The sequence below is a fragment of the Halorubellus litoreus genome, from assembly GCF_055378595.1.
Map to the genome: position 1 here is coordinate 157228 of NZ_AP043834.1, position 22525 is coordinate 179752.

The 22525-nt window shown below is 68.1% G+C and carries 19 protein-coding genes; 6 read left to right on the plus strand and 13 right to left on the minus strand.

The window, feature by feature from the left end:
* Nucleotides 1-204 precede the first annotated feature (204 nt).
* Both ACZ48X_RS00720 and ACZ48X_RS00725 read right to left on the minus strand, forming a co-directional pair.
* Nucleotides 205-411 carry a cold-shock protein gene (locus ACZ48X_RS00720; protein ID WP_227133045.1) on the minus strand — a complete coding sequence of 69 codons (207 nt, stop codon included), beginning with the start codon at nucleotides 409-411 and terminating at the stop codon, nucleotides 205-207.
* A gap of 200 nt (nucleotides 412-611) precedes the next feature.
* Complete coding sequence (locus tag ACZ48X_RS00725) at nucleotides 612-1919, minus strand: sulfatase (RefSeq protein WP_336351492.1); 1308 nt, start codon at nucleotides 1917-1919, stop codon at nucleotides 612-614.
* A gap of 251 nt (nucleotides 1920-2170) precedes the next feature.
* On the opposite strand from ACZ48X_RS00725, the gene ACZ48X_RS00730 reads away from it, so the two are divergent.
* The 3 genes from ACZ48X_RS00730 (at nucleotide 2171) to ACZ48X_RS00740 (ending at nucleotide 6457) form a co-directional block, all read left to right on the plus strand.
* Nucleotides 2171-3223 (plus strand): glycosyltransferase, encoded by a 1053-nt coding sequence (locus ACZ48X_RS00730; RefSeq protein WP_336351491.1) that lies wholly within the window; start codon nucleotides 2171-2173, stop codon nucleotides 3221-3223.
* Nucleotides 3224-3461: 238 nt separating this feature from the next.
* Nucleotides 3462-5441, plus strand: coding sequence for a hypothetical protein (locus ACZ48X_RS00735; RefSeq protein WP_336351490.1), 1980 nt, complete (start codon nucleotides 3462-3464; stop codon nucleotides 5439-5441).
* Nucleotides 5438-6457, plus strand: a complete 1020-nt coding sequence (locus ACZ48X_RS00740) for a DUF1616 domain-containing protein (RefSeq protein ID WP_336351489.1) — start codon at nucleotides 5438-5440, stop codon at nucleotides 6455-6457. Before ACZ48X_RS00735 ends, ACZ48X_RS00740 begins: the two co-directional genes overlap by 4 nt.
* A 140-nt stretch (nucleotides 6458-6597) precedes the next feature.
* Here ACZ48X_RS00740 and ACZ48X_RS00745 read toward each other — a convergent pair whose 3' ends face one another.
* The 5 genes from ACZ48X_RS00745 to ACZ48X_RS00765 all read right to left on the minus strand — a co-directional run bounded on the left by ACZ48X_RS00745 (nucleotide 6598) and on the right by ACZ48X_RS00765 (nucleotide 11865).
* Entirely contained in the window at nucleotides 6598-6993 is a 396-nt protein-coding gene (locus tag ACZ48X_RS00745; RefSeq protein WP_336351488.1) for a RidA family protein, read from the minus strand.
* A gap of 147 nt (nucleotides 6994-7140) precedes the next feature.
* A complete protein-coding gene (locus ACZ48X_RS00750) occupies nucleotides 7141-8418 on the minus strand; it encodes an outer membrane protein assembly factor BamB family protein (RefSeq protein WP_336351487.1) in 1278 nt (425 codons plus the stop codon).
* Nucleotides 8419-8566: 148 nt separating this feature from the next.
* Nucleotides 8567-10378: a glutamine--fructose-6-phosphate transaminase (isomerizing) gene (gene glmS, locus ACZ48X_RS00755; RefSeq protein WP_336351486.1), complete on the minus strand. Its 1812-nt coding sequence runs from the start codon at nucleotides 10376-10378 to the stop codon at nucleotides 8567-8569.
* Nucleotides 10379-10778: 400 nt separating this feature from the next.
* Nucleotides 10779-10988, minus strand: a complete 210-nt coding sequence (locus ACZ48X_RS00760) for a hypothetical protein (protein WP_227133037.1) — start codon at nucleotides 10986-10988, stop codon at nucleotides 10779-10781.
* A gap of 466 nt (nucleotides 10989-11454) precedes the next feature.
* Nucleotides 11455-11865: a DUF5658 family protein gene (locus tag ACZ48X_RS00765; RefSeq protein WP_336351485.1), complete on the minus strand. Its 411-nt coding sequence runs from the start codon at nucleotides 11863-11865 to the stop codon at nucleotides 11455-11457.
* A gap of 143 nt (nucleotides 11866-12008) precedes the next feature.
* Here ACZ48X_RS00765 and ACZ48X_RS00770 point away from each other — a divergent pair, with 143 nt between their 5' ends.
* A complete protein-coding gene (locus tag ACZ48X_RS00770; RefSeq protein WP_336351664.1) occupies nucleotides 12009-13601 on the plus strand; it encodes a cobyric acid synthase in 1593 nt (530 codons plus the stop codon).
* Nucleotides 13602-13713: 112 nt separating this feature from the next.
* Nucleotides 13714-14508: a cytochrome b gene (locus ACZ48X_RS00775; RefSeq protein WP_336351484.1), complete on the plus strand. Its 795-nt coding sequence runs from the start codon at nucleotides 13714-13716 to the stop codon at nucleotides 14506-14508.
* 38 nt (nucleotides 14509-14546) lie between these two features.
* On the opposite strand, the gene ACZ48X_RS00780 is transcribed toward ACZ48X_RS00775, so the two are convergent.
* The 5 genes from ACZ48X_RS00780 to ACZ48X_RS00800 form a co-directional block, all read right to left on the minus strand.
* Entirely contained in the window at nucleotides 14547-15074 is a 528-nt protein-coding gene (locus ACZ48X_RS00780; RefSeq protein ID WP_336351483.1) for a DUF7970 domain-containing protein, read from the minus strand.
* On the minus strand, nucleotides 15071-15943 hold the full coding sequence (locus ACZ48X_RS00785) for a ParA family protein (RefSeq protein WP_336351482.1): 873 nt from the start codon (nucleotides 15941-15943) through the stop codon (nucleotides 15071-15073). The genes ACZ48X_RS00780 and ACZ48X_RS00785 overlap by 4 nt, the downstream gene beginning before the upstream one ends.
* Nucleotides 15944-16965: 1022 nt before the next feature.
* On the minus strand, nucleotides 16966-17292 hold the full coding sequence (locus ACZ48X_RS00790) for a HalOD1 output domain-containing protein (protein ID WP_336351481.1): 327 nt from the start codon (nucleotides 17290-17292) through the stop codon (nucleotides 16966-16968).
* Nucleotides 17282-17668 carry a hypothetical protein gene (locus tag ACZ48X_RS00795; protein WP_464379799.1) on the minus strand — a complete coding sequence of 129 codons (387 nt, stop codon included), beginning with the start codon at nucleotides 17666-17668 and terminating at the stop codon, nucleotides 17282-17284. The genes ACZ48X_RS00790 and ACZ48X_RS00795 overlap by 11 nt, the downstream gene beginning before the upstream one ends.
* A gap of 123 nt (nucleotides 17669-17791) precedes the next feature.
* The gene (locus ACZ48X_RS00800; protein WP_336351479.1) at nucleotides 17792-18316 is read right to left on the minus strand and encodes a phosphopantetheine adenylyltransferase; all 525 of its coding nucleotides are present in this window, start codon (nucleotides 18314-18316) and stop codon (nucleotides 17792-17794) included.
* A gap of 179 nt (nucleotides 18317-18495) precedes the next feature.
* On the opposite strand from ACZ48X_RS00800, the gene ACZ48X_RS00805 reads away from it, so the two are divergent.
* Nucleotides 18496-19569 (plus strand): sodium:phosphate symporter, encoded by a 1074-nt coding sequence (locus tag ACZ48X_RS00805; protein WP_336351478.1) that lies wholly within the window; start codon nucleotides 18496-18498, stop codon nucleotides 19567-19569.
* 87 nt (nucleotides 19570-19656) lie between these two features.
* Here ACZ48X_RS00805 and ACZ48X_RS00810 read toward each other — a convergent pair whose 3' ends face one another.
* Complete coding sequence (locus ACZ48X_RS00810) at nucleotides 19657-22446, minus strand: cation-translocating P-type ATPase (protein WP_336351477.1); 2790 nt, start codon at nucleotides 22444-22446, stop codon at nucleotides 19657-19659.
* Between the last annotated feature and the right edge of the window lie 79 nt (nucleotides 22447-22525).

The window sequence follows — 22525 nt, forward strand, 5'->3', positions numbered from 1 at the left end:
GCAGGACGAGCGTCGCGCTGCAGGACGAGCGTCGGACTGCAGGACGAGCGTCGCGCTGCAGGACGAGCGTCGGACTGTAGGACGTGCTTCCTGCTGTTCGAGCGAGCGCGCTCGTGCCGTGCGATGACGCCGTCGCTCTGTGGTGGTAGTGCTGTGAGAATGTGGGTCGTCGTCCGTCGCCGCTAGCGACCGACGAGAACTAGTTTACTTGCGGACGAGGTTCGTCGCGCGCGGTCCCTTGGGGGACGATTCGATGTCGAACTCAACTTCCTGACCCTCTTCGAGGTCCGGGCCGCCGACGTCCTCCATGTGGAAGAACACGTCCTCGTCGTCGTCGAGGTCGCCGTCGTCAGTCGAGATGAAACCGTAGCCGCCAGTGTCGTTGAAGAAGTCAACCTTACCGTTTGCCATTGCGAATGTACCCAGCGCCGCTGGAGGGATAACCCTTCCGAGGGTCGGGGTACCACGACCCGTCCACGAGGTTACCGCGTCGCTGTGTTCGCGAACCCGATAGTTGCGGGGGTGAGGGTGCGTCAGAGCGCAGTATCGTGCAGTCCGGAATCTGGACGCTCTCTGCGAGAGAATAGCAGGCGCGTCGTCGTGCGTGCCGGTCAGAAGTCGCCGTTGGCTGCGACGACGCGCGTCCCGGCGTCGAGCCGCGCGGTCTCCGCGACGTGGTCGTCGTACCTGCGGAGGACGCGCTCGAGCCGATGCCGGACCGCCTGGTGGTCGGTGGAGACGTCCGTCGTCTCGTCCGGGTCGGACGCAAGGTCGTAGAGGACGACTCGGTCGTCCGAGCGAACGAGCTTGAAGCGGTCGTCGCGCGCGGCGACGTGCTCCCCGGCTTCGCTCGCGGCGACGACGGGGTCGCCGGAGCGGTCGGGCTCGAACGTGCCCGTGTCCGCGATCTCGGTGAGAACCCGCGGGATCGATGCGAGCGACGTCGGGTCGTCGACGCGTTCGGCGCGGTCGAGCCCGTGCACGAGGTACGGGACGTGCACGTTCTCCTCGTAGAGCTCGCGGTGGTGATGCCCGAAGTTCCCGTGGTCGCCGAACGACTCCCCGTGGTCCGAGTGAACGACCGTGACCGGGTCGGCGTGCGCGAGGTCGCGCTGGAGGGCGTCGAGGAACGCGTCCGCGGCGCGGACGGTGTCGCGATAGCTCCGTTGCGTCGCGCGGATCGCTCGCGGCGGCATCGAGTCCTCGGTGCCGCGCATCGCACCCTGCGAGACCGCGGTACTGTAGTACATCCCGAGCGCCGACTGTTCGACGCGGTGCTCGCGGGTCGTCACGAACGGGAAGTGCGTGTCCATGAGGAACACCCAGAGGAAGAACGGCTCGGGCGCGTCGGCGACCGCCGCGAGCACGTCGTCGTAGAACGACCCCCATTGCGCGAAGAACGACGACCCCGTGAGCATGTCCTTCGCGAGCTCGAACGCCTTCCGGTCGGGGTTCTCGCCGAGGACGCGCGTCGCGACGCGGTCCCGTAACCGCTCGGAGTCCCCGGACGCTTCCGAGAAGTCCACGAAGTGATCGAACCCGCGGTCGAACCCGGAGATCGTGGACGTCCACGGGTTCGGACTGAACCCGATGGTCGTGTACCCGCGGCGCTTGAGGCGCTCGGGGAGCGTCTCGTAGCGCGTGACGTGGTTCTCGATGGCGCCCATGCGTCGCGCCCAGTGCGAGGAGGCGTCGACGGCGTCGAGCGAGTTCGGCGGGCGGTACTCGCCGGTGAACGCGACGGGCATCGACGAGAACGTCTGCGGGCCGGGCGCGATCGCTTGCGTGAACGCGACGCCGTCCGCGGCCATCGCGTCCATCGTCGGCGTGAGCTCTCGGTCGTCGCCGAGGTACCCGCAGTGGTCCGCGCGGAGGCTATCTATCGAGACGAGGACGAGGTTCGGTGGTGACTGTGGCATGAGTTCGTTGCGAGACCCGAGGACTCGGGTTCGTTGCAGTTACTGGGTTCAAGACGTGCCGGTGGCTTTGTTAGGTGGCGGCAACTCCGGGGTGCGCGAGCGTTCGAGGAGCGCTCGGGTCGGCAGGACGACCGTGCCGTCGCCGCGACGGTGCTCTCGTCTGACGTTCTCGACTGAGGCTCGCAGCAGGGAGCGGGTAGGTCGGCCATAACAATCCCTGTACGACTGCTTTATCGACCAACTACACTCTCATGCGCGTACTCACACTCGTGACGAACGACGAAGCCGAGTTCTTCCGGCAGCAGGTCGCGGTCCTCGAAGCCCAGGGCGTCGAGGTCGACGTCCTGCCGGTGCCGGGGAAGCGGGTGACGACGGACCACGCCGACCGGTCCCGTTCCGTGCTCGACTACGTCACGTACTATCCAGCGGTGTTGAAGGCGTCGTTCGGTGATTACGACGTCCTGCACGCGAACTACGGGCTGACGGGGCCCGCGGCGCTCGCGCAACCGAACCTCCCGGTCGTCCTCACGCTCTGGGGGTCGGATATCCTCGGGAAGCCCGCGCCACTCAGTCGGTTCTGCGCGAAGCACGCGGACGCCGTCATCGTGATGACGGACGAGATGGCGGCGGCGACGGGCACGGACTGTCACGTCATCCCGCACGGCATCGACCTGGACGTCTTCAGGCCGTTCTCCGGTGAGGTGGCGCGCGACGTCCTCGGCTGGCGGCAGGACGTCAAGCACGTCCTCTTCCCGTACGCGAAGCAGCGTGCGGTGAAGGATTACCCGCGAGCGGAACGCATCGTCGACGCGGTCCGAGAGCGACTCGTGACGCAACCGCTCGCGGTCGAGGTCGGCGACGGCGTTCGGTCGGTGCGCGCGGACGCGACCGACGGGACCGCGGACTCGACGGGCGACGGTGGACGCGGTGCCGACGGAACCGGCGTCGTCGGTGACGTCGAGCTGCACGCGATACACGGCGTCCCCCACGACCGGATGCCGCTGTACCTGAACGCGGCCGATGCGGTCCTGTTGACCTCGAAGAGCGAAGGGTCGCCGAACGCGATCAAGGAGGCGCTCGCGTGCAACGCACCGGTCGTATCGACGCCGGTCGGGGACGTCCCCGATCTCGTCGACGGCGTCCGGAACGCCGCGGTCGCGAGCACCGACGAGGGCCTCGTCGACGCGCTCGCGACGGTCCTCGAACGCGGCGAGCCCTCCGACGGTCGCCGGAAGATGACAGAACTATCGGCCGAACGGATGGGCGAACGCATCCGAGCGGTCTACGAATCGGTGGCAGAATGAGCGACCGGACGCCCGTAGTCCCGAACGGCTCGAAGCGCCGCTCCGTCATTCCTACCACCGGTATGACGGACATAACGAAGCCTATCTTCACGCAACTGTCTTCGAGAACAGTGTCACCACAACAGTCACACGTCCACGAACACCTCGACCGGGCGACGCGACAGCGTCGCGCTCGTCGAGGCACCCGCATCGATCCGTCGAACGCGTCTTCGACGGCGGTCGGCAGCGAGGCCAAACGATGAGTTACCGGAACGCGTTCGAGAACCGGTTCGAGGACCGCGACGTCGACGTCACGGTCGCGAAACTCGGCCTCGTCGCCGCCGTCCTCCTCCTCGGCCTGCGGTTCTTCGCCGACCAGCCGTTCCTCACCGTCATCCCGGTCGCCATCGGGCTCGCGTGCGGCACGTACCTCGTCACGCACGACCGCGTGATGGACGAGGTCGCGCTCCCGCAGTTCTCCGAGACGGTCGCGGGGTATCTCCCGGCGGTCGTCGTGCTCGCGGTCGCGGCGCTCGTCGCCGCCGTGCGCCTCGTCGGTGAACGCTCCCTGCCCGTCATCTTCCTGACGGGGCTCGTGGGGACGCTCCTGCTCTTCCAGATACTGCTCGTGAAGGCGGAGTCGCTCAGCCCACCGGTCGTGCTCTTCGAGATATTCGTCGCCGCTATCGTGATCCGCACCACCGCGCTGTTCGCGGTGCCCGGGTTCGTCGGCGGCGACATCTGGGTGCACGGCCCCGTCTGGGTCGAGGGCATCGCCGCGACCGGGTCGCTCGAACCGCTCAGTGAGAGCAAGTACCTGCTCGCGCCGCTGTACCACGCGCTCTCGTCGCTCGGTGCGCTCGTCACGGGGTCGCCTCGCGCAGGCATCTACCTGACCGTCGGCCTCGTCGTCCCGCTATCGGCGCTGTTCGTGTACGGTATCGGTGCGATGTTCGTGCCGGCGCGGTGGGCGCTCGTCGCGACCGCCCTGTACGCGTTCGCCGACCAGTTCATCCGCTGGGGCCTCCACGTCATCCCGACGAGTCTCGGACTCGCGTTCTTCATCGCGGTCCTCTACTTCGTCCTGAAGACGTTCTACACGGACGGCGAGGGCTGGGTCGCGGTGGGGGTGTTCGCGTTCAGTCTCGCGATCGTGTTCACGCACCAGGTGTCGACCGCCGTGCTGCTCGTGACGCTCGCGGTCGCGGTCGGCGTCGCCGGCATCCGCGACGCGACGGACGCGTCCGGCTGGCAGCGGAGCACGCTCGTGCTCGGCGCGACGTTCCTCGCGTCGCTGGTCGCGACCGTCGTCTCCTGGACGCTCGCCCCGTGGACTGGCGGCGGCGCTGACACCGCCGGCGAGGGGTTCCTCGTGCGGATGCTCGGCGTCGTCTCGGAGACGTTCGTCGAGGACGCCGGGTTCCTGAACCTCCTGAGCACGAGCGAGCCGGCGGTCCCCGGATCGAGCGGCCCGGAGACCCTCCTCGACACGCTCGTGCCGTACATCGAGCTGTTCGGGTTCGCGCTCCTGCTCGCCGCAGCGGTCGTCGGCGCGCTCGTGATGCTTCGCTGGCGCCAGCGGATGGACGCGACGATCACCGTCCTCGCCGCCGGCGCGCTGATGTTCGTGTTCACGTTCGGATTCAACACGTTCGGCATCACCGTGTTCCTGCCGGGCCGCTGGATCGCGTTCCTGTACGTCCCGCTGTCGCTCGTCGCCGCCGTGGGCCTGTTCCACGTCGTCTCGCACGCGCCGCGCGGGGCGATGGTCGCCATCGTCCTCGTGTTCGCGCTCGGCTACCCGACGTCGATGGTGGTCGCGGAGAAGGCGACGCTCGACGACCCGGTGTTCGACGACCGCTACGCGCGGACGGCGTTCACCGACGCCGAGCTCGCAGCGAGCGACACCATCCCCGGCCTGCTGTCGGCCGGAACGATGGCTGACGTGCAGACCGACCACCCGTACTGGCGGACGTTCCATCCGCTGGAGCCAGCGGAGATGGTGACGCTCACCGTCGACGCTGACGGACCGACCGAGGACGTCCCGATCGTCTATCGGTCGTACCAGGCGACGGGTCCGTCGACGTTCCAGTACGAACTCGGCGAGGAACCGTACCCGAGCACCGACGCCTCGTACACGCAGGCGGAGGTCTGCTCGGACGGCCGGAACTACGTGTACGCGAACGACGAAGTGCTGCTATGCACGGCCCCGAGCGACTCGGAGGTGAGTGACGAATGAGCGACGCCGTCTACTGGCGTTGGTTCACCGACCTCGTGCTCGTCGCGGGCGTCTCCGTGCTCGCGGTGCTCGCGTTCGTCGTCCCGGGCGTCCCGTGGCCCGTAGAGTGGGCGCTCGGGCTCGCCGTGCTCGTGTTCGTTCCCGGGTACGCGGTCGTGTCCGCGGTGTTCCCGGAGCGATCGTCGGTGTTCGACGACGCGGAACCGGCGGCGGCGTCGACGCCGTCGACGGCGGTCGTCGTTGCACTCTCGATCCTCGGGAGCGCGCTCCTGGCCGGAGTCGTCGGCGTGGCGTTCGCGACGCTCGCCACGCTGACGTTCGTCCCGGTCGCTGGCGTTCTCGCCGCGATCACGATCGTCGCGGCGGCGGTGGCGGCGGTGCGTCGTGCATTGCTCGCGCCGTACGTCCGCCGCGCGCCGCTGAGTTCCGGCGCACTCGAGCGAATCTGGAGCGCGCTCCCCGGCTCCCGGAACCAGAACGCGGCGTTCCTCGCAGCGGGGGTCGTGCTCGTCGCGGCCGTCGGCGTGACCGCCGCGTTCCCGCCCGCGAGCGACCCGTTCACGGAGTTCTACGTGCTGAACGAGAACGCCGACGGCGACCTCGTCGCCGAGGACTACCCGAGCGAACTCGTCGCTGGCGACTCGCACACGTTCCACGTCGGCGTCGAGAACCACGAGAACGCGCAGATGCAGTACTCGGTCGTCGTGCTCGCACAGACCGTGGGCGACGACGGCACCGTCACCGAGACCAGACAGCTCGACGCGTTCGAGGTGTCGCTCGCCGCCGGCGAGGACGCCGTGGTCGCGCGCGACGTCGTCCCCGAGCAGCCCGGCGAGAACGTCCGCCTCGTGTTCCTGCTCTACAAGGGCGACGCACCCGCGTCCCCGGGACAGAACTCCGCGGACTTCGCGCTCCAGGTCTGGACCAGCGTCGTCACCGCTGACAACGAAACGGCGACCGAGAGCGCGCGCGTCCAGGGCGCGCCCGCCGCCGTTCGGCCGCTCGTCGCCGCCTGACCACGCCTCGTTCTCCACGCGTTCTCCCGACACGACCCGATTCGCGATAGCGTTCGCCACGCCGGCATCGACCGACGTCCAGTGCCTCCACCATCGGAGGTTTACGTCTCACGTAAACCCCACTGGCTTCCCCGCCGCAGCTACTCCGACGCCCGGACGACCGCTATCGCCTCCATTTCCACGCACATGTCGGGGTCGACGAGCCCCGAGACCTCGACCATCGTCGTCGCCGGCCGGACGTCGTCGAACGCTTCCGAGTGCGCGCGACCGATGGCTTCCCAATCGTCGACGTCCGTGACGAACAGCCGAGTGCGGACGACGTCCGCGAGCGAAGCGTCGAGCTCGGCGAGCGCGCGCTCGACGTTCTCGAGTACCTGGACCGTCTGCGCGTACGGGTCCTCGACACCGACGACCTCGCCGTCCTCGTCCGTCGCCGTCGTCCCAGACACCTCTATCCGGTCCCCGACGCGAACCGCACGCGAGTACCCGACCGCATCCTCCCAGGGCGTTCCAGTCGAGACGCGTTCCCGTTCCATGCCCCGACCACTCGCGGACGACCCAAAGTCGTTCGCCCGAGCGGTCCCCCCGCAGCACGCGGGACCACGGCGCGACGCGTCACGCCACCAGGTACGTTCCCCAGCGCGACGCGTCACGCCACCAGGTACGTTCCCCAGCGCGACGCGTCACGCCACCAGGTACGTTCCCCGGCCCGAGGCGAACGCGTCGTTCCCGACGACGGCGACGACGAGCCCGTCGTCCGCGAGCGCCGGCGCGCTCGCGGTGAGCGACCCGGCGTCGTCGGCGGTCGACGGAATCGATCTCGTCCAGCGTCGCTCGCCGCTCGCCACGTCGATAGCGGCGATAGAGACCGGGGTGCGCGCACCGGATTCGGTGACGTACGCCCTGCGAGGCGTGACTGCTGGGACCGCGCAGGCGTCGGCGGCGACGGGCGTCCGCCAGAGCTCCGCGCCCGTCGCCGGGTCCAGCGCGACGAGCGAGCGCGGGGCGGACGCGGTCGTCGCGACCAGGCGGTCGTCGCCCACGGCCGGCGGCGCAGCGAGGTCGAGCGCTCGCGCCCACTCGCGCGTGCCGTCCAGCGAGAACGCGGTCAGCGTGCCGCTTGCGGAGAGCACGTAGACGCGGTCGGGGCCGACCACGGGCGGCCAACCACTCCGGTCGACGTCCCCTCGCCACTCGACGCTCCCGTCGCGCGCGTCGAGCGCGACGAGCGACGGCGCGTCGTACTCGTGCTTCCGGGTGGCGAACAGGCGGTCGTCGCTCGCCGCGAACGCGTCCACGGTGTACCCGTAGGAGTCGTCGTCGGCGACGTTCTCCACCGCCCAGCGGACGGTCCCGGTCCGGACGTCGAGCCCGTAGAGGTGGTCGCCCGCCTCGAGACAGCAGACGTCGCCGACGAGCGTCGGAAAGGTTCCCGTCTCGAACCGCCAGCATTCCGCGCCGTTCCTGGCGTCGACGGCGACGACCCCGGACTCGCCGGGCAGTATCGCCGCGTCGCCGACCGCTGCGACCGTCGACCCGACCCCGCGTCGAGCCAGCGTCCGAACCCCGCCCGTGGTGACGCCGAGCGTCCCCGTGAACGCCCCCTCGCCGTCGCCGACGACGTCGGACGGGAGCGCCGAGACCAGCGCGAGGACGCCGTGGCTGCCGACCGCGGGCTGCTCGGGGAACTGGCTCCGGCTCGCCGGCGCGAGGCGGTCGACCCTCCCGGTGGCGGTGACGTCGAGGTCCCGGTCGGCGAACGACCGTCGACCGAACCCGCCGCGCGTGGTCGGCCACGGACCCCGGTCGCCGTCGACCGGCGCGTCGCGAGTGTGACGACGGAACCGGGACGGAGAACCAGACAGGCGGTCGAGTGTCTGGCAACCGGCCAGCGAGGAGAGCGAGGCAGCGGCCGCGGCGAGCGCAGCACGCCGCCGGAACGCGGGCGAACTGGAGGGCATCGGTTCCGTGACCGAACGCCATCCGTTTCGGTGTTTCGATGGGTGCGAGGGTGACGTGGAACGATGACGGCCGCGACTACCGGCGTCGGTCGGCGCAGCGTCGCAGAGAAAGGCTCGAAGCGAGGTCGTGAACGCTACGTGACCGCGGTCACTCGACGGTGACGGACTTCGCGAGGTTCCGGGGTTTGTCGATGGGGCGGTCGAGGTCGTCCGCGGCGTGGTACGCGACGAGCTGGAGCTGGACGTTCGCGAGGATGGCGACGAGGTCCGGGTGGGTGGCGGGCACCGTCAGGACCTCGTCGGCGGTGTCGGCGAGCGCGTCGCTCGTGCGCGGGCAGACGCCGACGACCGGGCCGCCGCGGGTCTGGACCTCGCGGACGTTGCTCGCGAGCTTCGCCTCGTTGTTCCCGTTGCAGACCGCGAACACGGGCGTGTGTTCGGTGACGAGCGCAAGCGGGCCGTGCTTGAGTTCGCCCGCCGCGAACCCCTCGGCGTGCTCGTACGTGATCTCCTTGAACTTCAACGCCGCTTCGAGCGCGACGGCGTACGCGCTCCCCCGCCCGATGAAGAAGTGCGAGTCCTCGTGCGCGAACCGGTCAGCTATCTCGGCCGCACGGGACGTGTCGAGCACCGTCTGGACGTGCTCGGGGAGCTCGGCGAGCGCCTCCAGGCGCGCCGCCGAATCCGGGGTCGGCGACCCAGTGACGTCGCGCGTGATGCGTTCGCCGAGGAGGACGAGCGTCGCGACCTGCGACGAGAACGTCTTCGTCGCCGCGACACCGATCTCGGGGCCAGCGCGGATGAACAGGGCGTCGTCGCAGAGGCGCGCGGCGCTCGACCCGACGACGTTCGTCAACGCGAGCGTTCGCGCCCCGCGCTCCTTCGCGATCTCGAGCGCGCCGAGGGTGTCGGCGGTCTCGCCGCTCTGCGTGATACCGACGACGAGCGTGTGCTCGCCGATTGCCGGCGGGTGCGTCGCGTACTCGCTCGCGAGGAACGTCTGCGCGTCCACGTTCCAGTCCGCGAACAAGCTCTCGGCGTACATCCCCGCGTGATAGCTCGTCCCGCACGCGACGAAGTGCACGCGACGAACGTCCGCGAACGACCCGGCCTCGAACTCCTCGAGGACGACGTCGTCGCCGTCCAGGCGACCCTGGATGGTCTGCTGGAGCGACGTCGGCTGCTCGTGGATCTCCTTGAGCATGTAGTGGTCGTACTCGCCTTTCCCGGCGTCCTCGGCCGCCCAGTCGACGGTCTCCACGGGACGGGAGACGTCGAACCCGTCGACGTCCGTGATACGGTAGTCGTCGGCGGTGAGGACCGCGACGTCGCCGTCCTCCAGGTAGACGACGCGGTTCGTGTACTCGAGGAACGCGGGCACGTCGCTCGCGAGGTAGTTCGCGTCGTCGCTGACGCCGAGGACGAGCGGCGACCCGGTGCGGGTCGCGAACACGCTATCGACGTCCTCGTGGATCATCGCGAGCGCGAAGCTGCCTTCGAGTTCGGTGATGGCGGTACGGAACGCGGTCTCGGGGTCGTCGCCGGCGTCGAGGCGTTCCTCGACGAGATGCGGGACGACCTCGGTGTCGGTGTCGCTCCGGAACTCGTGGCCGCGCGCTTCGAGCGCTCGCCGGAGTTCGGTGTGGTTCTCGATGATGCCGTTGTGGACGATCGCGACGCGACCCGAGCAGTCGACGTGCGGGTGCGCGTTCGCGTCCGACGGCTCGCCGTGCGTGCTCCAGCGAGTGTGGCCGATCCCGAGGTCACCCTCGAGGCGGTTCTCAGCGACCGCGGCGCGGAGCGCGGCGACCTGCCCCTCGCGCTTCTGGATCTTGAGGCCGGTGCCGTTCTTCACGGCGATACCGGCCGAGTCGTAGCCGCGGTACTCGAGGTTCTCGAGCGTCGCGACGAGCGACTCGGAGGAGTCCTCGGTCCCGACGCGTGCGGTGATGCCACACATCGGTTCGTTACCTCCCCCGTCCGCCGGCGTGTCGCCGGGCGGACGGACGAGTTGCGAGCGAGCTCGCCGGTTGGTGGCCGAGCGCTCTAATGGAGGACGAGTACGGGGGTTTCGGGGGGTGGAAATCTTTGCTTTGCATTCGTTGTCACGACCTTACTGAATACCAACAGGGAGGGTAGAGACGGGCTTTGTTATGCGTCAGTTGGCGAGGGCAAGGGGAGGTGTCCGGTCGGGTAGTTCAGTTGTACTCGACGGGCGTCGTCACCGCAGCCCCACCCCGTTACCCGCTGGTAGTCACCATTCCCCATGACCGGGTGTTATCAGGTGACTACCACGTGCTCGGAGTAAGGGACCGTGGACTGGCAGAGCGATGACGAGAGGAGCGAGGTCGCCGCGTCGGTCAGCGCCAGTCCGCCAGGTCGACGACGAGCGATTCGTCGGCGACGACGAACGAGTCCTCCTCGAGGATGTCGTCGTCGCTCGGCAAGAAGAGGAGCTGTCCGTACTGTTCCGCGACCACGACCTCGACGTCGAACGGCCGGTAGCCGAGGTCGCGTTCGAGGTCCGGGTCGTCGTCGACGCCCGCCCACGCACGTTCGAGGTCCGTCACGCCACATCCACCCCAGTCACCCACCCCGGGATCATGCTCGCCTCCGTCCTCCACGTGCGTGCCGCAGCCGTTCGAACGGGCCGTTTCTCGTCGGTAACGCCCCCTTACCGCCACCCTGGTGGCGTCGGATGGGGAACGAGACGGTTCGTGACACCATGCACGAGTAGCGATGGACTACATGAATAGACCTTTCCACCACTTTCAGGCCCGTATACGACGGTCGGTTACCACTCGATTACGTGATAGTGACGTTTCGTGACCGGTAATCGGCAACATACCAACGCACCGTTTACCGGGCTGTTACGGCCCGCAGCAGCGGTAAGCTCACCTTATCGGATGGACGGTTCGCGTCATTTCACGTCGTTTCAGTGCGCCGCTCGCCGGTGATTCGCGAGACGGCAGGGCACGCCGAGGTGGAGTGGACTGTCGTCGGCTGGCCGCTGGTGGCGTCGAGCTACGACGCCGGTCACGCGAACAGAGGCGCGTGCTCGATGACGAGGACGACGTTGTTCGTGGCGGCGTACAGTGAGACGAGCGACGGCGTTCCGTACCCGACGAGTCGGACCACGCTCCCGGCGAGCACGGGCCGGTGAGTTCGGTCAGCCAGAACGCGGACGGCGGACTCGGTCACGCCGACGACGACGACGGCGAGGAGGACGGAGATGACGACGACCGACTGGAGGACGCCGTACTCCGCGAACAGCGCTCTCGCGAGTGGATTGCTCTCGACGAGGACGGGCGCGAGCGAGAGCCCGACGACGGTCGACGCCGCATCCAGCGTGGACGTCGTCGCGACGGCGAGGACGCCCTGGAGCGCCGACGGCACCGCTTCCGACCGCCGCGTTGACTCCGGGAGGTCCACGTCGACGTAGGACACGAACCACCATACGGCGCCGAAGACCTTTGTTATCTGAACTGTACCGACGGTACCGTCTCTGTACCGGGGTCGCCGCGTGGAGCGGCAATCTTTTCGACGACGGCGTCGAGTGGTGAGTCGTGACCGAGCAACGGGACGGCTCGATGCGCGAGCGCTGGGACGGTGACGCGACCGATGCGTCGACAGCGGCGACGGTGCTCGTCGCCGGCACCGCGAGCCACGTGGGGAAGAGCACGGTCGTCGCGGGTCTCTGCCGGCTGCTCGCAGATCGTGGCGTCGACGTCGCGCCGTTCAAAGCCCAGAACATGAGCAACAACGCTCGCGTCGCGGTCTCCCCGGACGGCGACTGGGGCGAGGTCGGCGTCAGCCAGCACGTGCAGGCGCGCGCCGCTCGCGTCCCGCCGTCGACCGACCACAATCCCGTCCTCCTCAAACCACGCGGCGATGGCGAGAGCCAGCTCGTCGTCGACGGCGACCCGGTCGGGACGTACGCCGCCGGCGAGTACTACGACGAGCACTGGGAGTTCGTCCGCGACGCAGCAGCCCGAGCGCACGCGCGACTCGCGAGCGAGCACGACGTCGTCGTCGCGGAGGGCGCGGGCAGCATCGCGGAGATCAACCTCCACGACCGCGACCTCGCGAACGTCGAGACCGCGCGGTTCGCGGACGCGCACGTGGTCGTCGTCGGCGACGTGGAACGCGGTGGCGTGTTCGCGAGCCTCTACGGCACGCTCGAACTGATGCCAGAGGACGTCCGCGAGCGCGTCGCCGGCACCGTCGTCTCGAAGTTCCGCGGCGACCAGTCACTCCTCGACCCGGGCGTCGACGAACTCGAAGCCAGAACGGGCGTACCCGTGCTCGGCGTCCTCCCCTACGACGACCCCGGGCTCCCGGAGGAGGACAGCCTCGGGCTACCAGACGAGGACGAGGGAGCCGGGCGACGCGTCGTCGGCGACGACGACGGCGCCGCCGCCGAGCGGACCGTCACGGTCGGCGTCGTCAGGCTCCCGCGCATCTCGAACTTCACCGACTTCGAGCCGTTCGCGCGAACACCGGGCGTTCGCATCACGTACCTCGACCCCGAGCGCGCCGCCGGTCGCGTCGGCGACGTCGACGCGCTCGTCCTCCCCGGCACGAAGAACACCGTCGACGACCTCCACGCGCTCCGCGACGCCGGGTTCGAACGCGCACTCGACGCGTTCGACGGCCCCGTCCTCGGCGTCTGCGGCGGCTACCAGCTCCTCGGCGACCGCATCACGAACGCCGCCGTCGAAGGCACCGGCGACGACGACGTCGTCGACGGCTTCGGCCTCCTCCCCGTCGAGACCGCGTTCTCCACGGACAAGCGCGTCGAAGCCGTCTCCGTCCCCTTCCACGGCGGCGGCTACCTCGACGCCTCGACCGGCAGCGAGGGCAAGCCACCGACGGTCGACGGATACGAGATACACATGGGCGAGACGACCGTCGTCGCCGACGGCGCGGCACCCTCCGTCGACTCCGACCCGCCGCTCGAGCCGACCAGCGTCGCGACCGACCGCGCGGTCGGCACGTACCTCCACGGGCTCTTCGAGAACCGGTGCGTCCGCGACTCGTTCCTCGACGCCGTCTACGCGCACGCCGAGCGAACGCGACCGGACGCCGAGGCTCGCGACACCGACCCGTTCGCCGCCGCCGCCGACCTCGTCTCCGCGCTCGAGGCGCCGTTCGAGGACGCCCGCTGGCACCCTGGTAACTGACCGACACCGAAAGGAACCCATACCTATGCGCGGTGATGTGGCACTTGCTAACAAGGAGTTTGGACTCGAGCGGCGGGACCCGCACCGTCCGCACCCACACTCCGGATCACCGATGAGCCTCCAACGTCCCGACGACACCGACCACCGCGAGTGGCTCCGCGAGAAGCGGCTCACACCCGTCGAACGAGGCTACCTCCTCGTCCTCGTCTACCTCGACCGACGCCTCCGCATCGTCGACTACGTCGAACTGCTCGAGACCCTCTACTACAGGGTCAACATGCAGATGCCCAAGAGCCACACCGAACAGTACAACCTCGACAACAAGTTCTGGTACTGGTACCCGCTCTACGCCCTCGGGTCGTTCTCCGTCATCGCGTACCTCGTCGCCGCGGTATCGGGAGCGCTGCTCGGATTCTACTACGCGCCGGCGACGACCGGCGACCCCTCAGCGGCGTACAACCAGATCGTGTTCATCATGACCGACCTGAACCTCGGGTCCATGCTCCGCTCCGTCCACCGCTGGGCGGCCCAGGTCATGGTCGCCGCGGTGTTCCTGCACATGCTCCGCGTGTACTTCACGGGCGCGTACAAGGAACCCCGCGAACTCAACTGGATCCTCGGCATCGTCCTCATCTCGCTCGTCCTCTGGTTCGGGTACACCGGCTACCTGCTCCCCTGGGACCAGCTCGCGTTCTGGGCCGGCCAGATCGGCGTGGAGTTGTTCCTCTCGGTCCCACTGATCGGCGAGTGGCTCGCCCAGTTGCTCTTCGGTGGCTTCAGTCTCAGTCAGGCCACGCTCCTCCGCATGTACATCATGCACGTCTTCATCATGCCGTTCGTCACCACCACGCTCATCGCCATCCACGTCGGTATCGTCTGGATGCAGGGCATCGCCGAACCACACTGATAGCACGAGAACCCCCTCGTCACGGCCCGCGACCCGGCCTACTTCAGGTACTCGTAGCCCCACTCGCGGAGGACGGCCGCGATGGCTTCCGGGTCCGCGGACGCGACCATCGCCTCGCGGACGTCGAGCTTCTGGAGGTCCTTCTGGCGCATGTCGAGTTCGCCAGCGACCGCTTCGATGATCTCGTCCTCGCGCGTGCTGTACTCCTCGCGGAGGAAGAACTGGTGGACGTTCTCCCGATCCTCCTTGACGCGCGATCGTCGGAGCACCCACGGGATGCCGTCGGCCTCCGCCTTCGTCTGGCCGTCGTCGCGCCCGCGATCGGTAACGTCGGCTTTATCGGCCGTTTCACGACCCGAGTCGTCCGTTCCGGACTGGCCCTCGCCAGAATCGACACCATCCGAATCCGTATAGCGCTCTGTGGTTGATGGATCGGCGTCTTCGGCGGCGTCCGCCGGAACCGCCTCTTCGGCGTCCGACCCCTGGGGGTCAGCCGCCGAATCATCGTCTCCGGACGCCTCCTCGTCGAGGTCCGCGAACGGGTCGTCGCCACTACCTTTCTTCATTCGAACTCACCCTCCACGTGCGCGGCGAGGTCACGATACTGGTCGAGCGTGTCCTTCTCGCGGTCGTACTCTCGACGCAGTCCCTTCTCGCCCTCCTTCCAACCCTCATCGAGCACGCGGAACGCGGTCGCCTGGGACTCCCACATCTCCTGCATGAGACTCGACCGTTCGCCGAACACCGCCGGCACGTCGAACGGCGACGCCTCCAGCTCGGAGAGATGCTCCTTCTGGGTGTTCGTTCCCTTGTACGCGACCGGCACGATACCGAGCACGCCGACGTCGATACCGACCTCGGCTTCCAGTCCCTCGGCGAGGTCGGTGAGCCCGTCGATGGAGAGCGCGCCCTTCCCCGAGAGCTCCACGGGCAGGAGCACGGACCGCGTCGCGAAGATGGCGTTGTACAACGCGTCCCCTTCGGTCGCCTGCGGGTCGCAGATGACGACGTCGTAGTCCTCGGGGACGTCGTTCTCGCGGAGCAGTCGAAGCAGTTGCTCGTTGCGCGGCCACTCGTAGTCGTCGTCGACGTGCATGTCCTCCTCGATCTCCGCGGCCTTCATCATGTTCTGCGTGAGGTTCGCGAGCATGTTGTGCGCGGGGAGAACGTCGACGCCGGCCTCGCCGGTGTCCGTCCGGATGAGGTCGGTGAACTCCCCTTTCGGGCGCCCGATGAGGTGGCGAACGATGTTGTCCGCGCTCCCGTCCGCCCGGTCGTCGGCGACGTCGAAGACGTAACTCAGCGAGCCCTCCTGCGGGTCGAGGTCGATGACGAGGACGCGCTGGCCGCGTTCGGCGTGCGCAGCCGCGAGATTCGCCGCCGTCGTCGTCTTCCCCACCCCACCAGCTTCGCTGTACGTCGTGTACGTGATCATCTGGACTGTACGTACTGACCCATCCGTAATAAAACGCAGTCCATCTACACAATCATCTCACACAAGCAACCCACGTGGTTTGCGTGAACAGCACGACCAAGCAGTCATCGTAGTCATCACCACCAAACAACCACACCAGCCATACATACCAGACATACACACCACGCAGCCACAATTATCAGTGTTACCAATCAAGATTACTGTTCAGTTACACTGTCCAGTGTTACTGCACATGAGTACTGTACAGCGGTCTCATCCAGTTATTCGGTACGGTACTACTGTCCAGGAGGGGCAGCAGGTATCGCCGGTGAGTGCGACTATATGGACCGACTGGTGGGACTGCACAGGGAACCTCGCCAGAACAGACGAATGGAGTGACGAGGTGTGCCTACGGATGATGCGTGCAGTCAGGTCCGACACTGTTGTGACGCGGGAGCTGTACGCGTCGGTCGGTGCAACCGGAGGTACGTGTGGAGGGTAGCCGCGTTGGTGAGTCGGTGGGGGAAGCAACGGGTGAACCGGTACGTGGGTGAGTGTGTGGGCAGGTAGATGGGTAGGTAGCCAGCGGTGGGTAAGTGGGTGGGAAGGAGGGAGGTAAGTGGGTGGGAGGGAGGTGGGTAAGTGGATGTGCAGGGAGGTTTTGTGAGGGGTGTAGGGATACGTCCGGGAACGGTCGGGAGTGAGTTGGTGGTCTCTCGAGCCGTGTGGTGTCGAGCCTGACAGACCGGGTTCGAGGTGGCGAGAGGCTTCGTTGTTCGAGCGGAGTGATCGGCGTTGGGTGCGTGCGGGCGGTGCCTCGATGGGGTCGTCGTCGGGGTAGGTGGTCGCCGCTTCCGTCTGGGCTGGAGCGGCGTGGGTGTGGCAAGATCTGAGTGGGCCCGGGGCGACCGTGGGCAACGCTGCGGGGCGTGGTGGCGTTCGAGACCATCGGCGGGTGGACGCCCACCAACAGACGTCATGAATCAGATAGTGCTATACAGACTGGTGAGGGGCTTGTTAGCAGGACGGGGACTGTCGCCGGGTCAGGAACTGTAGACGAAGATCCAACCGTCGTCGCGGACCGTAATGACGTGTTCGAGGTACTCGAAAGAGACGATTCCTTGCACCAGTCGGTCGACGCCGGACGTCTCCCGGCCGAAGAACGTCCGTTCGACGGCGTCGACGTCCACGGCGTCGTACAGCGGTGGGAGGTCCCAGAAGTCGTCGGTGTCGACCTCGGGGAGCGACGTGACGACGTCCACGACCTTCGTCCCGAGCTCGTCGTCCTGGTCGGGGTCGTAGAGGGTCTGCACGACGAGACGCATGTCGTCGGTATCCCCGAGAGGGCCCGGGGAGTGGTCAATGGGCATCGTCGTCCACCTCCGGGTTGTACTGCTCGTGGACGGATTCGGCGCGGTCGAACGACCTGCCTGACCCCTGGATGTGCGATTCGACGTGCGTCGTGTCCTGACCGGGTTCGAGTGATCGTTCGTCCTTGTCGTACGGCAGGATGCCGAGTGCGCTGAGTTTCGGCACGTGGGAGAGTGCCGCTGCGGCGTCGACGAGGTCGACCGGTTGGTTATAGGCGAGAAGCGAGAGGTACCGGCGTCTGAAGTGATCTAAGCCCTCGAATGTCTCGTCGAGGTTCAAGAAGACGGGGAGCGTCGCACCACCGGAGCCTGTCACGCTCCCTTCGGATGCTACGGCGAGACCACCTTCCGAGAGATTGTCGGTGTCCTCTTCCATGAGTGGTATAGCGGAGAGTCCCGGGAACCAGTAGTGCTTGTGATAACAAGCTTGTCTTGCGAGAGTGATGCCGGAGAGCAAGTCGAGGGAGCGGGAGAGTCCGCCGATCTGGACGCATCGCGTCTACGAGTCGTCGACGAGGCGGCCGTGAACGTCGATCTCGCCGTTCCGGATTCGAGTACTGGAGATCCTGCGTCCGTCCTCGGCGACGACGAACGGCGGTGTGTGTATCTCGAGCGGTCGTTTCCCGTCGGCGATCCGTTGCTTGTTGAGTTCGTACGCGCGACGCTGGGACTTCGATTCGGGCGAGGCGACGAGCGCGTCGACGTCGTCTCGCGTCGCGGCGGGACCGCCGGTGTCCTCGAGTCGCAGTATATCGTAGGAGGCGGTGTAGGCGCCCGCGATGCGTTCCAGTTCGGTGTCGAGCGCGTCGCGTCTCGCGTCGAACGACCCGAGGAGTTCGACGTGGGAAGGGTCGCTCCGCGTTCGTTCGGCGAGCTCGGTCGACGTGAGGCCGACGATGACGTGTCCGTCACCGGAGCCGACGTGACTGGCCGTCTGGAACGCCTCGTGGAGGAGCGCGCGATGCCCGTTGTGGATGGGCGTGAAGGTGCCGCCGAGGACCGTGATTCGTTCGTCGCCGTCCATACGGGATGCAGGCGTTCGATCGCCGTATGCGTAGGGGTTCGCGGGTGGCGTCGGCGTTCCCGGGTGGCGTCAGCGTTCGCGAGTGGCGTCAGCGTTCGCGGGTGGCGTTGGCGTTCGCGGGCGGTGAGCCACGACGGTCCAGGGGGAACGCTTTCGGCGCACGCCGTCGTCTGTCCGGCGTGTTGGACGGACTCGCGTCCTCGTGGCGACAGGTCGCCGGCGTCCCCGTAGTCGTCCTCTCGTTCCTGTTCGCGGTGGGGTTGCTCGGCGCGGGGACCGAGGCGGCGGCGCCGCTGTTGCGCGAGGCGTTCGTCCGGTACGTCGTCGGTGATGCGGGCGCGCTCGGGTTCGGCTGGTTGGGCGCGTACGTGCTGACGAACGGGTCGGTCGTCGCCGCGGTCGCGCTCTCGCTGTCGACCGCGGGCCTCCTCGGTCCGTCGCAGGTGTTCCTGATGGTCGCGGGGACGCGCCTCGGTGGCGCGGCGATCGTCGTGGTCGTCGGGGCGTTGGATTACTTCCAGAAGGAGCGATACAGCCTGCAGCAGTCCGTGAGTCTGGGGTCGCTGACGTTCCTCCTCACGCACTCGGTGTACGTTCCGGCGACGGTCGTCGGGTACGTCGCGCTCCCGGTCGTCCGCGGGGAGTTCGCTCCCGGGACGGGCGCGGTCGACGGCGGGTTCGGTCTCTCGAACCCGTTCTCGCCGATGACGTCCGCGTTCGTGGACGCGGTCGGGCCCGGAGTGGCGGTGGTGGTGGCGGTCGGCGCGCTGTTCGGGAGCCTGACGCTGTTCGACCGGTTGTTGTCGGGCGTGGACGTGGCAACGCTCCGCGAGCTGGTGTTCGATCGCTTCGAGCGGACGTGGGTCTCGTTCGCCATCGGACTCGTCGTGACGAGTGCGACGACGAGCGTGGCGTTCTCGCTCGGCGTCATCGTCCCGCTGTACAACCGCGGGTACGTGAAGCGAGAGGGGTTGCTACCGTACGTGCTCGGTGCGAACGTCGGGACGCTCTTCGATACGCTCGTCGCGGCGTTCGTCCTGGATTCGCCGGTCGCGGTCGTCGTCGTTCTGACGCTGGCGGTGGCCGCGTTGCTCGCCACGCTCGTCGCGCTCCTCGCGATGGAGCGGTACGCCAACGTGGTCGTGGGCGTCGACGACCTGCTGCTCGAGGACCGACGGGTGTTCCTCGCGTTCCTCGCGTCGCTCGCCGTGGCGCCGTTCGTGTTCCTGTCGCTTGGGCTCGCGTTCGGGTGAGCGACGTCGGCGATTCGGACGCTCGTGGAGAGAGACCTCCCGGAGAACGAGGTCGTCGCGGAGAGACACGTGGACGGCCCGGAGGGGTCAGGCGGCGAGCGTGCGTTCGACGAGCGTCTCGGTCGCGACTGCGAGGGCGACGAACGCGATGAATGCACCGCCGATCCACGTCCAATGTTCGAGGGTCGGTGCGATGACGGAGAAGAACTCGCGGAGTGGCGTGTAGAGGACGGCGAGCTGGAGGGCGAGCGAGAGGGCGACTGCGGCGACGAGCCACGGGTTCGAGAGCGGGGAGAGGTCGTAGCGCGAGCGGATGAGGTGGATGCGGACCATCTCGATGGTGACGAGGAGCGTGAACAGGAGCGTCTGTGCGACGACGAGGTCGCGCGTCACGTCGAGCGCGTAGAAGAACAGCGCGAGCCCGGTGACGGTCATGATGGCGCCGATGGTAGCGATCGAGAGGAGCATCCGCCGGTCGATGACGGGGTCGTCCTCGCCCCGTGGGGCCCGGTCCATGATGTCGTCGGCTTTCGGGTCGGTGCCGAGCGCGAGTGCGGGGAACCCGTCGGTGACGAGATTGATCCAGAGGAGCATGACTGGCGTGAGGACGAGCGCTTCGGTGTTCCCGGCGAACAGCGACGGGTAGAGGGCGCTCCCGACGAGGACGCCGACGAAGACGACGAGGACCTCGCCGGCGTTCGCGGACAGCAGGTAGTTCACGAACTTCCGGATGTTGTCGAAGATGCCTCGTCCTTCGGCGATGGCGTCGCGGATGGTCGCGAAGTTGTCGTCCTGGAGGATCATGTCGCTCGCCTCCTTCGTGACGTCGGTGCCGCGTTCGCCCATCGCGATGCCGACGTCGGCGTTCCTGACGCCGGGGGCGTCGTTGACGCCGTCGCCGGTCATCGCGACGCGATGGCCGTTCGCCTGCAGGGCTTCGAGGATGCGGACCTTGTGCTCGGGGGCGACGCGTGCGAACACCTCGACTTCCTCGACGGCGTCCTGGAGTTCCGCGTCGGTCAGCTTCTCGACTTCGGGGCCGGTCATCGCGCCCGTCGGGTCGAACCCGACCTGTGCGCCGATGGCTTTCGCGGTCTCGACGTTGTCGCCGGTCGCCATGACGACGCGGATGCCGGCGTCGCGACAGTCGGCGACGGCCTGCGGGACCTCGTCGCGCGGCGGGTCGAGCATCCCCTGGAGGCCGAGGAACACCATGTCGTCCTCGAGCGCGTCCTCGTCGGCGTCCGGGTCGGTGACGCGTTTGCGCGCGAACCCGATGACGCGGAGGGCGTCGCTCGCGAACGATTCGGTGCGTTCGAGGACGCGGTCGCGGTCGGCGTCGGTGAGCGCGCGTTCCTCGCCGTCGACGAGCACGCGGTCGCAGCGGTCGAGGACGGTCCCGGGCGCGCCCTTCATGTACGCGGTGTAGGCGTCGTCGCCGTCTCCGGCCCGGGAGTCGGTGGCCTCGACGGTGTCGGCGGCTCCGACCCGGGAGTCGGTGGCCTCGACGACGACGGTCATGCGTTTGCGGTCCGAGGAGAACGGAACCTCGCGGACGCGTTCGGCGGCCTGCTCGACGCCGGCTTTGCGCGCGGAGACGAGGAGTGCGACCTCGGTCGGGTCGCCGAAGTACTCGCGGTCCTCGGTGTCGGGCGCCGGTTCGGCGTTGTTGCAGAGCGCGCCACACCGCAGGACGGGTTCGAGCATCGCGGGGTCGACGGCTTCGCCGTCGCGCTGGAACTCGCCGTCGGTCTCGAGACCGGCGCCGGTGACGTCGAAGACGTCGTCGCCGAACGCGACCCGCTGCACGGTCATCTGGCTCTCGGTGAGCGTCCCGGTCTTGTCCGTGAGGATGGTGTCGATGCTCCCGAGGCTCTCGACGACGGGGAGCCGGCGGACGAGCGCGTTCCGCTCGACCATCTTCTGCGAGCCGAGCGCGAGCGTGAGCGTGACGACCGCGGGGAGGCCTTCGGGGACGGCGGCGACGGCGAGCGTGATGGCGGTCAGGAGGATGCTGATGGCGTCGGTCGCCGTGAACAGGAACTGGACGAGAACGACGAGCGAGATGAGCCCAATCACGCCGATACCGATGCGCCGCCCGAGTTCGTCGACCTCGCCCTGGAACGGCGTGTCGCCGTCCTCGGCCGCCTGCATCTGCGTCGCGATGGCGCCGACCTCGGTGTCCATGCCGGTGCCGACGACGACCGCGCGCGCCCGACCCTTCACCGCGTTCGTGTTCATGTACACCATGTTCCGTCGTTCGGCGAGCGGCGTCCCGTCGTCGACGGGGGCCGCGTCCTTCTCGACGTTCGCACTCTCGCCCGTCAGGGCGGCTTCGGCGGTCTCGAGGTTCGTGACGTCGACGAGTCGCGCGTCCGCGGGGACGGCGTCGCCCTGTTCGAGGACGACGACGTCGCCGGGGACGACCGCGGTGGCGTCGATCTCGCGTTTCTCGCCGTCCCGGAGGACGGTCGCCGCGGGCGAGGAGAGTTCGCGGAGTCGCTGCATCGAGCGTTCGGCGCGGTAGTCCTGCACGAACCCGAAGACGCCGTTCGCGAAGAGGATGACGAGGATGAGCGCGGCGTCGACGACGTTCGCGTCCTCGCCGGGGAGGAGGCCGACGGCGAGCGAGAGCACCGCGGCGAGGACGAGGAGGTAGATGAGGACGTCCTGGAACTGCGAGACGAATATCTCGAACGGCGAAACGTCGTTCTCGCCGCGGATCGCGTTCGGGCCGTACTCCTCGAGCCGGCGGTCGGCCTCTTCGCTCGACAACCCGTCGGCGCTCGCGTCCAGTTCGTCGAGGACGCCCTCGACGGGGCGAGCGTGCCACGCCGTCGGCGCGCCCGACCGTTCGACGGGCGTCGCCGAACTCATCTGTCGGCGTTCCACGCCACGGGCGGTCGACTCCTCCTGTCGCGTTCGAGACCGCGAGCCGAGACGGGTGCGAGCGCGT